Source organism: Mesorhizobium sp. STM 4661 (assembly GCF_000359125.1).
Classification (GTDB): Bacteria; Pseudomonadota; Alphaproteobacteria; order Rhizobiales; family Rhizobiaceae; genus Mesorhizobium.
In genome coordinates this window covers 49235-62013 of sequence record NZ_CAAF010000069.1, presented here as the reverse complement: position 1 = coordinate 62013, position 12779 = coordinate 49235, and the positions used below count along the sequence as shown (strand labels likewise).

Below are 12779 nucleotides of genomic sequence, written 5' to 3'. Positions count from 1 at the left end.
TGAATAGTGAATAGTGAATAGTGAATAGTGAATAGAAGTAACTCTTGCGTTCCGTGCACTTCGGTGAATTTTCACCATTCACCATTCACCATTCACCATTCACCATTCACCATTCACCATTCACCATTCACAACTTCCCTAAAAGCTCAGGCGTTGGCCAGCCATCGACGGGCAATCCGAGCCGCTTCTGTTCCTTGCGGATCGCCTCGCGGGTGTTGGTGCCCAGAATGCCGTCGACCGAGCCCACGTCATAGCCCTTGGCCTCGAGCTTGGTCTGCAGCGCCTTCATCTGGTCGCCAATGAGGCCGGGTTCGGGATTGCGTGGGTCGATTTGCGGGGCGCCCGCCAGCCTGGCAGCGAGATTGGCCGCTGTCAGCGCGTAGGTGAAGGACTGGTTCCATTCGAGATAGACGTCGAAATTGTCGTAGGCGAGGAAGGCCGGTCCCTTGCGGCCCATGGGTAGCGCCAGACCCGCCTTCAGGCCGTTGTCGACAAGTGGCGTGCCGTCGGGATTGGTGACGCCCCATTGAGTCCATTGCGTCAGCGGCAGTTTGTTGGTGCGCCCCGTCTGGTCCCACGGCATGTCGTCGGGCACGCGGACTTCCTCGATCCAGGGCTGGTCGCGCTTCCAGCCGCGCGACCTGATCTTGCTGGCCGTGGTCATGATCACATCGGGCGCGCTGCCGCGCAGGTCGATCACTTCGTCGCCGTCGCCATCGACGCCGCGGGCGAGGTAGTCGGAAGGCAGCATCTGAGTCTGGCCGATCTCGCCGGCCCAGGCGCCGGTGACGTCGGCCGGCAGGACGCCGCGGTCGATCAGCGTCAGCAGCGGCGCGATCTGCGGCCGGAACAGCTGCGGGCGGCGGCAATCATGCGAGAGCGTCACCAGCGCGCTCAGCGTGTGGAAATCGCCCTGCACGGCGCCGAAATCGGTTTCCAGCGCCCAGAAGGCGGCGATGACCGGCGCCTGGACGCCGAATTCGCCGTCGGCGCGGGCAAAGACATCGGCATACTTCTTCAGATTGATCGCGCCCTGCTTCAGCCGATGGGACGAGATCATGCGGTTCGAGAATTCGAGGAAAGTCTGCGTGAACACGCCCTGGGCGCGGTCGCGCGCCAGCACCTTGTCGTCGAGGTTGGCTTTCTCCAGCGCATCGAGGCCGGCGATGCCGACGCCGGCCGCCCTGGCTTCCGCCGCCACGCCCTGCTTCCAAGCCTCGAAATCGCCGCCACATTGCTGCGCCGCCGCCGGCAAGGCCGAAGCGGTCAGGAACAGCGCCGCGAGAATTTCAAAGCGCAATCGCATCGCGATCCTTTCGAGACAAGAGCGAGCTTCCGGGACAAGTGCAGTCTTCCAGGACGGGGCGTCGCAGAAATCCGCTCGCGGCCGTGTCGAAAGCAGGCGGCAAGCCCGGTGTCAACGGGTGTTCTGCCGCAGCCATTTGTTCCAGGCGGCCTCCGTGCCGTTGAAGACATTGATGTCGGCCTTGCCCGGGATGCCCGGGACAATGCCGGTTCCTGTGTACTGCCAGAAGGTGAAGGGGTGGCTGCCGTATCTCTCGCGCGGGTGGCCAGCCACCGAACGCAGCCAGTAGGGATAGCCACGGAAGGTCGACAAATTGTTGTCGTCGAAGAAATCGATCGAGGTGTAGATGATCGGCTTCTTGCCGTAATGTTTCTCGAGGATATCCAGGAAAATGCTCATCTCGCTGCGCACCGTCGCAGCGTCTGGACGCAGCTTGCAGGTCGGCGACTGAGGGTTCCATTCCATGTCGAGAACAGGAGGCATCGCCGACCGGTCTCTGGGCACGTTGCGGATGAACCAGCGCGCTTGCGTGGCGGCGGGAGTGCAAAAATAGTAGAAATGATAGGCCGCGCGCGGAATTCCGGCCGCTTTCGTGCTGTTCCAATGCTCGTCAAAAAAGTTATCGAAGCGATCGCCACCTTCGGTCGCCTTGATGAAAACGAAGGAGATGCCGCTGGCCCTGGCCGCCGGCCAGTCGACCGAGGTCTGGTATTTGGAGACGTCGGTGCCGTGAACCGCATAGTTCCACGGCGCGCCGCTTACCCACTCATGAGGATCGGAGTCGGCGAAACGGGGCGCGCGCACCGCAACCGTGGGGGCGCTGGATGAGGACAGCGGCGCAAGATCGTCGATTGTCGAGCAGGCGCCAAGCAGCGCAAGCATGATGAGGACCGCGAAACGGCGCATCACTACTCCTGAGCCGGTTTCAGCCGGCCGCTGATGGGTCGTTTCCTGGGTGCCCCCTCCGTCTGGCCCCTGCCGGACGATCACCCCACAGGATCGCCCGGTCTATCCCGTGATCGCCGATCATGGTTGATAACAGGTTGACGGCGCTCGACAAGAAGCACGATTTGCGGAAGCAATGGCGGCAAATCGATGACATAAGTCTCGTGCCGGACCCAGAAAGCGGAAAATGCGGATCGTTGCGAAGATCGTCAAGTGGCTGCTGGGGCTGGTCGTGCTGGCGGTCATCGCACTCGCCGCCTGGCTCTATGTCGCGCCGCCGGAACTGATCCGCGTCGGCTCGGGCTATTCGGCCAAGATCGTCTGCTCGAATGTCTTCATCGCCGGACGCGATGCCGACGAGGTGCTTGGCGTCGACGTGCAGGCGCCGGGCCATCCGCTGTTGAGGCTGATGCAGGTATCGGTGGACAAGGAGAAGGGCACGGTTTCGGCGGGGCTGTTCGGTGTGTTTGGCAAGAGCGTCGCGGTCGTCCGCGACGGTCTCGGCTGCGCCGTGGTGCCGGACGGCAACATCGCCGCCGCGAAGGCCGTCACCGGGGCGGCGCTGACGCCGGCGCCGCCGCCTGGCGCACTCTGGCCGGAAGGCGACAGGGTCGACGCCTCGCAGAACCCCGAGATCGCGAAAATCCTCGACGATGCGGCGCTGACCGGCCCCGGCATGCGCGCCGTGGTGGCGGTCAAGAACGGCCGCATCGTCGCCGAGCGTTATGGCGACGGCTTTTCCGAGAAGTCGCCGCTGCTCGGCTGGTCGATGACCAAGACAGTGAACGCCGCGATTGTCGGCACAGTGGTGAAGGACGGCAAGATCGCGATGACGAATAGCGGCCTTTTCGGACCCTGGAAAGCCGATGGCCGCGCCGTCATCAGCCTCGCCGACATGATGGCTATGTCGAGCGGGCTCGAATTCAACGAGGACTATGGCGACGTCGCCGATGTGACGCGCATGCTCTACCTCGAACCCGATATGGCGAGCTTTGCCGAATCCAAGCCACTGACCGGTGACGTCGGCAAGGTGTTCTCCTATTCGAGCGGGACTGCGGTGATGCTGTCCAGGCTCTGGCAGGATGCGATAGCCGACAGGGACCAGGCGCTGGCATGGCCAAGGGTCGCCCTGTTCAATCCGCTCGGCATGCAGAGCGCGGTGCTCGAGGCCGACGAGCGCGGCACCTTCGTCGGTTCGTCCTATCTCTACGCCACGGCGCGCGACTGGGCGCGCTTCGGCCAGTTCCTGCTGCAGGACGGCGTCTGGAACGGCAAGGAGATCCTGCCGGCCGGCTTCGTCGGCTGGATGCGGGAACAGGCGCCCGCCACGAAAGTCTATGGCAAGGGTCAATTGTGGATCGAGGGTCCGGGCGACGAGGAGAGCCCCGGCGCCGGTGTTGCCGCAGGCCTGCCCCAGGATACGTACTGGATGGAGGGGCATGACGGGCAGTCGGTCGCCATCATCCCCTCAGAGAAGCTTGTGGTGGTGCGGCTCGGCCTGACGCCGGCCAAGCTTGGATATAGGCCGCAGACGATGGTGGCGGCGCTGGTGAAGGCGCTAAAATAGCGTCGGAAAAAGGCGTTGCTATCCGACGACCGCCAACCAGGCGTAGCCGCGATAAAGCGTTCTGAACCGGAGGCTTGCGCCAACTCTTGCAGATTCCGATTCCAGGACATCGCGCAGCGCCTCACGCGGCTCGACATGGAATTTCTTCAGCCAGCCGCGCAGCAGCGTGCGGAACCAGCGGGGCAGGGCCTCCTGCTGGCCGAAATCGACGACGTGCAGCGAGCCGCCTGGCGAAAGGCCGGCAAGCGCCGCCGACACTGTTTTCTCCCAGCCGGGGATCATCGACAGCGAATAGGACACGAAGATGCGGTCGAAGCTAGCCAGGCCGAACAGCGCCTTCGCATCGAAATCGGTGGCGTCGCCGCGCCCCAGCATGACACGACCGGACAGGCCTTCACGGGCCACGGCGGCGTTGGCCGTCTCCAGCATTTCGGCCGAAATATCGAGGCCGAAGAAACGGGCTTCGGGATAGCGGCGGGCGGCAAGCACGATGTTGCGGCCGGTGCCGCAGCCGAGTTCGAGCACCGTGCCGCCGGCCGGCACGTCCAGCCCTGATATCAGCCGGTCGCGGCCGAGCAGATAGTATTTGCGGGTCAGGTCGTAGAAATGGCGCTGCCAGCGATAGACGCCGTCCATCAGTTCGGCATGCCCGGCCGGCGGTTCGCCGTGCCTGGCCGGCAGCTCGCTGGTGCTCATGCGACCCGCTTCACATAGAGGTGGAAGCCGCCATAGATGGCCGAACGGTCGCGTGCCGAAAACTCGCGCGAGGCGTCGTCCGCGTAGCTCCACTGGTCGAGCAGCGAATTCGAAACCCGGCCGGGCAGCAGGCTGGGTTCGGCCGCGGTGCGGAAGATGACACGGGCGCCAGCGGATGCGGTGCGGGTGATCTCGGCCCACAGCGCGTTGAGCTGGTCGTCGGTCATCCAGTCCTGCGCGTCGAGCAGCACGAAGCGGTCGACCGAGCCGGCATCCTTGGCGGCGAGGAATTCGATCAGATTGGCGTGGTGGATGGCGACGCGATCGACATTGTTGCGGATCGTCTTGTAGTTGCGCTTTTCCAGATAGGCGGGGAGTGCTGCTTCGCCGGGATTGGGATAGCGTCGCGCAAAAGCCTGCCAGGCGAAGTAATTGGTCTTCAACGGAAAATCGCAAGCGAGCTTTTCCAGCCGGGCCCTCAGGACGCTGGCCATGGTGCCGTCGCCCGAGGTGATCAGCGAATCGTACTGCGCCGGCGGAATGCCGAGGCCGAACAGCGAGGCTTTTCGCGAGGTGGCCCATTTCAGCAAAGGCTTTTCGAAGACGGGCGCCAGTTCCTCGTTGAAGAAGCGGCGCTGCTCGGCGATGGTCTTCGCATTCATGATGCCGGCGGGATCGACGCCGAAGAATTTGCCAACGCGGTGGCCCATGGCGATGAACAGGCCAAGCAGGCCGGTCTGGTAGAAATTGCGGTCGAAGACGGCGATGCGGCGACGGCCGCGCCAGTTGCGGCGCTCCCAATAGTGGCGGCTGACCGGGTCGAGATGCGGGGCGATGAAGCGGTCGTAGGCTTCCGAATTGTGACTGGTGTCGGCGGCGCCGAAGAAGCGGAACAGATCGCCCTGCGAGGGCAGATGGCGCACCGCCTCCAGCTTCATGCGGTTCAGCGCGATGTGGGCGGCGTTGAGATCGACGGCGTCGATCCTTTCGGGCGAGCGGGTGAGATAGGCCAGGATGTTGCAGCCACCGGACGCGATGGTGACGATACGATGGCCCTGGCCGAGCTGCATCGCCTCCATGTCGACATCGGGGTCTTCCCAGATCTGCGGGTAGACAAGGCCGGAAAACAGCAGGGCGAACAGCCGTTCGGAGACACCGGCCTTTGACAGGGGACGGTTCTGGTAGACGGCTTTTCCAACTTCCTTGCCACGTCGAAAAACGAGTTCCCCGGAAAGATCCGTCATGGCAAGGTGATTCCCCATTTGCGTTGGCGCAAGCGGGTAGCGCAGGGTCATGACAAGCCGGTGACAGTCCTGTTGATGCCGCTCAGGCTTTGCCGAACCCACCCGGCGTCGGTGTCGTGAGGATGACGGCCTCGCCAGCGTCGAGCACGGTCTGGTCGCAGGCTTTCAGCACTTCGACCGCACCATCGTTGCGGCGGATTTTCGTCGAGCCGGCCTCGCCGTCGCCGCCGCCATCCAGCCCTTGCGGCGGGCGGTTGCGATGCGAGGACAGGATCGCGCACTCCATCTTTTCGAGGAAGCGGATGGTGCGTTGGGTGCCGTCGCCGGCACTCCATCTGCCTTGGCCGCCAGAACCTTCGCGGATGTGGAAATCCTCGAGCAGGACCGGGAAACGCAGTTCCAGCACTTCTGGGTCGGTGAGGCGTGAATTGGTCATGTGGGTGTGGACGCCCGAGGTGCCGGCAAAGCCGCGGCCGGAGTTCATCCGGCCGGCCGGCGAACCGGAGCAGATCGTCTCGTAATATTGGTACTGCTTGTTGCCGAAGGTGAGGTTGTTCATCGTGCCTTGCGCATTGGCCATCGCGCCCATGGCGCCGAACAGCGCGTTGGTGACATGCTGCGAGGTCTCGACATTGCCGGCGACGACGGCGGCGGGATAGGCGGGTTTCAGCATCGAGCCATCGGGGATGATGATGTTGATGGGCCGCAGACATCCGGCATTCATCGGGATCATGTCCTCGATCATGACGCGGAAGACATAGAGGACGGCGGCCCGCGCCACCGGTTCGGGCGCGTTGAAATTGTTCTTCATCACCAGCGACGTGCCGGTGAAGTCGACCGTCGCCTCGCGCTTTTTCCGGTCGACCGATATCTTGACCTTGATCACCTGGCCGGTGTCGGTTGGATATTCGTATACGGAGCTGTCGGGCAAGCGCTCCAGAACGCGGCGCACGCTCTCGGCGGCGTTATCCTGGACATGGCCCATATAGGCCTCCACCACGCCAAGCCCGAAATGCGTGACCATCTTGCGAAGCTCGGCGACGCCCTTTTCGTTGGCGGCGATCTGCGCCTTGAGGTCGGCGATGTTCTGATGCGGGTTGCGCGCGGGATAGCGATGGTCGGTAAGCAGCGTCTCCAGTTCCTTCTCGCGGAAGCGGCCGCGATCGACGATGCGGAAATTGTCGAACAACACGCCTTCCTCGTCGACCGTGGTGGCGAGCGGCGTCATCGAGCCGGGCGCCGTGCCGCCGATATCGGCGTGGTGGCCGCGCGAGGCGACGTAGAAGAAGATCTCCTCTCCCCTTGAGGGGGAGGTGGCGGCGAAGCCGCCGGAGGGGGTTGCTTCAGAAGGCGCCGCCAAAACGTCGAGCACTGCCGCAGCGACCCCACCCGGCCGCTGCGCGGCCACCCTCCCCTCGAGGGGGAGGGAAAAAACCGGCGTGACGACGGTGATATCAGGCAGATGCGTGCCGCCATTGTAAGGTGCGTTGAGGGCGAAGACGTCGCCGGGGTGGATGTCGCCCGAGTTCAGCCGGATGATGGTTTCCACCGAACGGTCCATGGAGCCGAGATGCACCGGCATGTGCGGCGCGTTGGCGACCAGTGCGCCATGACGGTCGAAGACGGCGCAGGAGAAATCCAGCCTTTCCTTGATGTTGACGGAGTAGGCGGTGTTTTGCAGCGTCACGCCCATCTGCTCGGCGATCGACATGAAGAGATTGTTGAAGACCTCAAGCATGACCGGATCGGCCGCGGTGCCGAGTGCCGCCTGCCGGCGTTTTTTCTCGACGCGGCGCAACAGCACGTGGTTCTTGGCGGTGATTTCGGCCTGCCAACCCGGTTCGACGACAATGGTCTGGTTCGGCTCGATGATCAGGGCAGGGCCGGCAACCTTGTGCCCCGGTTTCAACGTCTCGCGGCGGAAGATGCCGGCATCACGCCAAATGCCGTCGGCGAAGATTTTCCGAGTCTCCGAAGGGTTTGCGACCATGTCCTCAAGCGCTGAATCACTCTCGTCGCGGCCGGTGGCGCCAGTGTCGGCGCCTTCGACGCCGACGGTTTCGACGATCATCGGCTTGTCCTCATAGACGAAGCCGAACTGCGCCTTGTGCGCGGTTTCGAAGTCGCTCTTCGCCCTGAAGATCGAACCATGCTCGAAATTCACCGGCAGTGCGGTGTCGGTGCCGTCGTAGCGGATCTGCAGCACTGGCTTCGAGGCGATGGCGGCCTCGGCAATGCCTTGTACCGCAAACTCGTCGACGACGGCTTTCCGGAGCGCCGCGACGAGGTCGTCGATCGCCGAGTGGGATTCTTCGGCGAGCGGCTTGAGCAGCGCCTGCTGGCGCGAGGCAAAGACCGAGGACAGGCCGATGCCATAGGCCGAAAGCAGGCCGGAAAAGGGATGGATCAGCACCGCCTCCATGCCGAGCGCATCGGCGACGAGGCAAGCGTGCTGGCCGCCGGCGCCGCCGAAACAGTTCAGGAGATATTCGGTGACGTCGTAGCCGCGCTGCACGGAAATCTTCTTGATGGCGTTCGCCATGTTCTCCACGGCGATGGTGACGAAGCCTTCCGCGACCGCCTCGGGCGCGCGGCCATCGCCGATTTCGGCGGCAAGTGCCGCGAATTTGCCGCGGACGACCTCCACATCGAGCGGCTCATTCTGGCCGGGACCGAAGATCGCCGGGAAGAAATCGGGCTGCAGCTTGCCCAGCATGACGTTGGCGTCGGTGACGGCCAATGGCCCGCCGCGCCGGTAGGCGGCCGGGCCGGGATTGGCGCCGGCCGAGTCGGGGCCGGCGCGGAAGCGGCCGGCCTCGTAGTGCAGGATCGAGCCGCCGCCGGCGGCGACGGTGTGGATGCGCATCATCGGCGCGCGGATGCGCACGCCGGCCACCTCGGTGTCGAAGGCGCGCTCATAGTCGCCGTCATAATGGGCGACGTCGGTCGAGGTGCCGCCCATGTCGAAGCCGATGACCTTGCCGAAGCCGGCGAGTTTTGCCGTCTCGACCATGCCGACGACGCCGCCGGCCGGGCCGGACAACAGCGCGTCCTTGCCCTGGAACATGTCGGCGGCGGTCAGGCCACCGGAGGACATCATGAACATGAGGCGAGGGGATTCCCTCCCCCTTGAGGGGAGGGTGGCGGCAAAGCCGCCGGGTGGGGTCGGCTCGACTGGGTTCGACGCTCTGGCGGTGCCTTCTGAGATGACCCCCTCTGGCCGCTGCGCGGCCATCTCCCCCTCAAGGGCGGAGAGGACGCCGAGCTCTTGGCCGACCTTCCGCACATATCGCGACAGGATCGGCGAGAGATAGGCGTCGACCACCGTGGTGTCGCCACGGCCGACCAGCTTGATCAGCGGCGAGACCTCATGGCTGACCGAAACCTGGCCGAAGCCGAGCTTGCGACAGACTTTTGCCACGGCCTTTTCATGATCGGGGTATTTCCACGCGTGCATGAAGACGATAGCCACCGCGTCGATACCGTCTTTCCTGGCCTTCTCGATGGCCGGCCCGCAGGCGGCGATGTCGAGCAATCGTTCGACGCAACCATCGGCGCGTACGCGTTCGTCGATCTCGATGACGCGCTCATAGAGCTGCTCGGGAAGGATGATCTCCTTGGCGAAGATGTCGGGCCGCGCCTGATAGGCAATCCTCAGCGCGTCGCGAAAGCCCTTGGTGATGAGCAGCAGCACACGGTCGCCCTTGCGCTCCAGCAGCGCGTTGGTGGCAACGGTGGTGCCCATCTTGATGTCGCCGATCAGGCCGGACGGGATCGGAGCGCCGGATTTTAGTCCGAGCAGCTCGCGAATGCCCTGGATGGCGGCATCGGCATAGGCTTCAGGATTCTCCGACAGGAGTTTTTTCGGATGCAACCCGCCCTCCGGGTCACGACCGATGATATCGGTGAAGGTGCCGCCGCGGTCGATCCAGAAATCCCATTTTGCGGTCACGATACGGCTCCTGGCATTTTTCCTGTCCAATCTGTTAGTTCGACATGGCCCCGGCTGTTGGTTCGACATGCCCCGGCCGGCAATCGCCAAGGGATATGAAGATGTTACAGGTGGAAATGCAACGTTACGAAACTCATATCCGCCTCATGCATTTTCTTTTCGACCGCCACCGGTAACGGCGGCGTGATTAGAGGAGAGAAGTTATGAAAAAGCTCATTCTTGCGTCGGTTTCGGCGCTTGCACTGCTCGGCGTTGCGGCCTGCAGCGATAGCGGTACCGATACTACCACCACGCAGAGCACCAATCCGCCGGCCGCCGAACAGCCGATGCAGCCGGCCCCTGACGCCACGAAGCCTGCCGAACCGGCTCCTGCGCCTGCGCCTGCCCCGGCGCAGTAGTTCATACAGCGATTTGGGAAGGCCGGTTAACGCCGGCCTTCTCTTAATCTGGCTTAAGATTCATTCAAAGCGCTGTAGTGCGATATGGCAGTCTGCCGTTCGCGGGTTCGCCATTGCGTCGCCAGTTGCTTCATGTGCTTCATGCGTGCCACCAAATCGGTAGGGCCGGGCGCCGCGGCATTGTCTTCGCTTGATAGCGATGGCCGGTTGGCTCTATTAAGCCCTCATGTCGATTTGGGACCGCCTCGGCGAATTCATCACCCGCGTTTCGTCTTCAGCCTCGTCGGGTGTCGCCGATGTCGTCGAGGCCGTGCGGACAGTTTTCGCGGGCGACGCCGATCTGCGCCGGCGCGTCGCCTTCTCGGTGGCGATGATCGCGCTGTCGGCCAAGATGGCCAAGGCCGATGGCATCGTCACCCAGGACGAGGTGCGCGCCTTCCAGGAAATATTCGAAGTGCCGAGAGAGCAGACGCGCAATGTGGCGCGCCTCTACGATCTGGCCAAGCGCGATATTGCCGGGTTCGAGACCTATGCCGAGCGCATGGCGCAGCTTTGCGGCTCCGGCCATTCGAACTGCGCGATGCTGGAGGACATTCTCGACGGGCTGTTCCACATCGCCAAGGCTGATGGGTTGGTGCACGAGCGCGAAGGCCAGTTCCTGCATCGTGTCGCCGAGATCTTCCGGATCGAGGAAGCGCACTACCAGAGCATCCTGGCGCGGCATGTCGATCTTGGTGCGGCCGATCCCTATGTCGTGCTTGGCATCGAACGTGGAAAGCCTTTCGAGGAGGTCAGGAAGCGTTATCGCAAGCTGGTTTCGGACAACCATCCCGACAGGCTGATCGCGCGCGGCCTGCCGCAGGAATTCATCAAGATCGCAACGACCCGGATCGCCGCGATCAACGCGGCCTATGAGATGATCGAGCGAGGCCTGCGGCACGCATGAGCGGCTTCCTGCCCGACGAGCCGAACGCCGAGGTAAGGGTATCGCCGAATTTCGGCCCGCGACGCGAAACGACCAAGCCCGATATGATCGTGCTGCACTACACCGGCATGAAGACCGGCGCGGGCGCCGAAGCATGGCTGTGCGATCCGGCCAGCGAGGTCTCGTCGCACTATCTCGCCCATGAGGACGGCCAAATCGTCCAGATGGTGAGGGAAAGCGACCGTGCCTGGCATGCCGGCAAGAGTTCGTGGTTCGGACGCACCGACATAAATTCCTGTTCGATCGGCATCGAGATCGTCAATCCGGGGCATTCGCTGGGCTATCGAAACTTTCCGAAACGGCAGATCGATGCGGTGATCGGCCTGTGCAAGGGGATCGTCCAGCGCCATTCCATTCCAGCCCAACGAGTGCTCGCCCATTCCGACGTGGCGCCGGGACGCAAGATCGATCCGGGCGAGAGATTCCCGTGGAAGACGCTGTTCGACGCCGGTGTCGGCCATCTCGTCGAAGCGGCACCGGTCAGGCGCGGCGCGGTGCTGAGGCCCGGCGATGCGGGCGCCGAGGTCGAGGCGTTGCAGTCGATGCTGGCGCTCTATGGTTACGGCGCGGAGATATCAGGGGCTTTCGACCGGCAGACCGAAATCGTGGTCGACGCTTTCCAGCGGCATTTCCGGCAGCGCAAGGTGGATGGCCTCGCCGACGGATCGACGATCCGCACACTGGAAAGGCTGCTTGCTTCCGCAAGGGCAGGTTCTTCCAAGTAGTCTTTTTGCCGTCCTAAAGTTACAGCCTGTCACTCAAAGTGACTTGCATCGCCTTGTTTGACGCCAAATCGGCCGTCAAAGGCGATCCGTGCAAGTTGTCGGGCTCTAATCCCCCAGATGTTCCGATGTTGATTTAGCGTAGCTGTGTGAAGTTCTTCGCGCAGTCCAGACAGAACAGGATCACATGCAGAAATTGACCGTTGTAACGGTAGCTGTTGCTGCCGGCGTAATGACTTTTGCCTTCAGCACGGCGAATGGCGCGCCACTGAGCCCACGGGCAGACCAAGGCCTCGCTGTCGCATCCGGCAAGACCGCCATGCCGAAAGCTACCCAAGGTGCAAAAGTAAAAAAGACAGCCACCGCAAAAGTTGAAAAGGCGGCTGCGGTAAAGGCGAAAAAGCCAGTCTCTGCAAAAAAGCCAGCCTTTGCAAAAAAGGCGGTCTCCAAGCGGCATGTGAAGCGCAACAGGAAACACATCGACCGGACGACAACGGCGTCGATCGGCCCGAAGAGCAAAGCAGTGTCGACGGCAGCGTCCGGCGGCACTGGACAGTATTCGGCGATCATCGCCCGTTACGCCGCCAGCTACGGTGTGCCGGTGTCGCTCGCCAACGCCGTCGTCAAGATCGAGAGCAACTACCAGCCGAACATCGTCGGCGGCGCCGGCGAGATCGGCCTGATGCAGATCAAGCCGGCGACGGCGCGGATGATGGGCTACACCGGCTCGATCAAGGGCCTGTTCAACCCCGACACCAACATCAGATACGGCATGAAATACCTTGCGATGGCGCGGGGCCTCGGCGGCGGCACCACCTGCGGCACCATCCTGAAATACAATGCCGGCCACGCGGCCAAGCGGATGAACCCGGTCTCCGCGGCCTATTGCGGCAAGGTCAAGGTGCAGATGGCCGCGCTTGGGCAGCCTGCGTGAACTGGTCATAAGTCGTTTTTTCGTTTGCGT

General features: G+C 63.2%; 10 protein-coding genes. 5 read left to right on the top strand and 5 right to left on the bottom strand.

Annotated elements, in window-relative coordinates:
• Positions 1–127 precede the first annotated feature (127 nt).
• Complete coding sequence (locus MESS4_RS23195; RefSeq protein WP_006336269.1) at positions 128–1306, bottom strand: lytic murein transglycosylase; 1179 nt, start codon at positions 1304–1306, stop codon at positions 128–130.
• 111 nt (positions 1307–1417) lie between these two features.
• Positions 1418–2212, bottom strand: coding sequence for a GH25 family lysozyme (locus MESS4_RS23190; RefSeq protein ID WP_006336268.1), 795 nt, complete (start codon positions 2210–2212; stop codon positions 1418–1420).
• Between the two features lie 226 nt (positions 2213–2438).
• On the opposite strand from MESS4_RS23190, the gene MESS4_RS23185 reads away from it, so the two are divergent.
• Positions 2439–3818 (top strand): serine hydrolase, encoded by a 1380-nt coding sequence (locus MESS4_RS23185; RefSeq protein WP_006336267.1) that lies wholly within the window; start codon positions 2439–2441, stop codon positions 3816–3818.
• Positions 3819–3836: 18 nt separating this feature from the next.
• Here MESS4_RS23185 and MESS4_RS23180 read toward each other — a convergent pair whose 3' ends face one another.
• The 3 genes from MESS4_RS23180 to MESS4_RS23170 are packed head-to-tail and all read right to left on the bottom strand — an operon-like array spanning position 3837 to position 9710.
• Entirely contained in the window at positions 3837–4514 is a 678-nt protein-coding gene (locus MESS4_RS23180; RefSeq protein WP_006336266.1) for a class I SAM-dependent methyltransferase, read from the bottom strand.
• Entirely contained in the window at positions 4511–5809 is a 1299-nt protein-coding gene (locus tag MESS4_RS23175; protein WP_006336265.1) for a DUF3419 family protein, read from the bottom strand. The genes MESS4_RS23180 and MESS4_RS23175 overlap by 4 nt, the downstream gene beginning before the upstream one ends.
• A gap of 31 nt (positions 5810–5840) precedes the next feature.
• Positions 5841–9710 carry a hydantoinase B/oxoprolinase family protein gene (locus tag MESS4_RS23170; protein ID WP_006336255.1) on the bottom strand — a complete coding sequence of 1290 codons (3870 nt, stop codon included), beginning with the start codon at positions 9708–9710 and terminating at the stop codon, positions 5841–5843.
• A gap of 203 nt (positions 9711–9913) precedes the next feature.
• On the opposite strand from MESS4_RS23170, the gene MESS4_RS23165 reads away from it, so the two are divergent.
• The 4 genes from MESS4_RS23165 to MESS4_RS23150 all read left to right on the top strand — a co-directional run bounded on the left by MESS4_RS23165 (position 9914) and on the right by MESS4_RS23150 (position 12749).
• Positions 9914–10108, top strand: coding sequence for a hypothetical protein (locus tag MESS4_RS23165; protein ID WP_036241922.1), 195 nt, complete (start codon positions 9914–9916; stop codon positions 10106–10108).
• Between the two features lie 226 nt (positions 10109–10334).
• A complete protein-coding gene (locus MESS4_RS23160) occupies positions 10335–11054 on the top strand; it encodes a DnaJ family molecular chaperone (RefSeq protein WP_006336253.1) in 720 nt (239 codons plus the stop codon).
• The gene (locus MESS4_RS23155; protein WP_006336252.1) at positions 11051–11818 is read left to right on the top strand and encodes an N-acetylmuramoyl-L-alanine amidase; all 768 of its coding nucleotides are present in this window, start codon (positions 11051–11053) and stop codon (positions 11816–11818) included. The genes MESS4_RS23160 and MESS4_RS23155 overlap by 4 nt, the downstream gene beginning before the upstream one ends.
• A 184-nt stretch (positions 11819–12002) precedes the next feature.
• On the top strand, positions 12003–12749 hold the full coding sequence (locus MESS4_RS23150) for a transglycosylase SLT domain-containing protein (protein ID WP_006336251.1): 747 nt from the start codon (positions 12003–12005) through the stop codon (positions 12747–12749).
• Positions 12750–12779 lie beyond the last annotated feature (30 nt).

What these genes read in the sequence shown, in the direction of transcription:
- MESS4_RS23185 (WP_006336267.1), top strand. Translation starts at nt 2,439, where the DNA reads ATGCGGATCGTTGCGAAGATCGTCAAGTGGCTGCTGGGGCTGGTCGTG.
- MESS4_RS23190 (WP_006336268.1), bottom strand. Translation starts at nt 2,212, where the DNA reads ATGCGCCGTTTCGCGGTCCTCATCATGCTTGCGCTGCTTGGCGCCTGC.
- MESS4_RS23175 (WP_006336265.1), bottom strand. Translation starts at nt 5,809, where the DNA reads ATGACCCTGCGCTACCCGCTTGCGCCAACGCAAATGGGGAATCACCTT.
- MESS4_RS23150 (WP_006336251.1), top strand. Translation starts at nt 12,003, where the DNA reads ATGCAGAAATTGACCGTTGTAACGGTAGCTGTTGCTGCCGGCGTAATG.
- MESS4_RS23160 (WP_006336253.1), top strand. Translation starts at nt 10,335, where the DNA reads ATGTCGATTTGGGACCGCCTCGGCGAATTCATCACCCGCGTTTCGTCT.
- MESS4_RS23165 (WP_036241922.1), top strand. Translation starts at nt 9,914, where the DNA reads ATGAAAAAGCTCATTCTTGCGTCGGTTTCGGCGCTTGCACTGCTCGGC.
- MESS4_RS23155 (WP_006336252.1), top strand. Translation starts at nt 11,051, where the DNA reads ATGAGCGGCTTCCTGCCCGACGAGCCGAACGCCGAGGTAAGGGTATCG.
- MESS4_RS23195 (WP_006336269.1), bottom strand. Translation starts at nt 1,306, where the DNA reads ATGCGATTGCGCTTTGAAATTCTCGCGGCGCTGTTCCTGACCGCTTCG.
- MESS4_RS23180 (WP_006336266.1), bottom strand. Translation starts at nt 4,514, where the DNA reads ATGAGCACCAGCGAGCTGCCGGCCAGGCACGGCGAACCGCCGGCCGGG.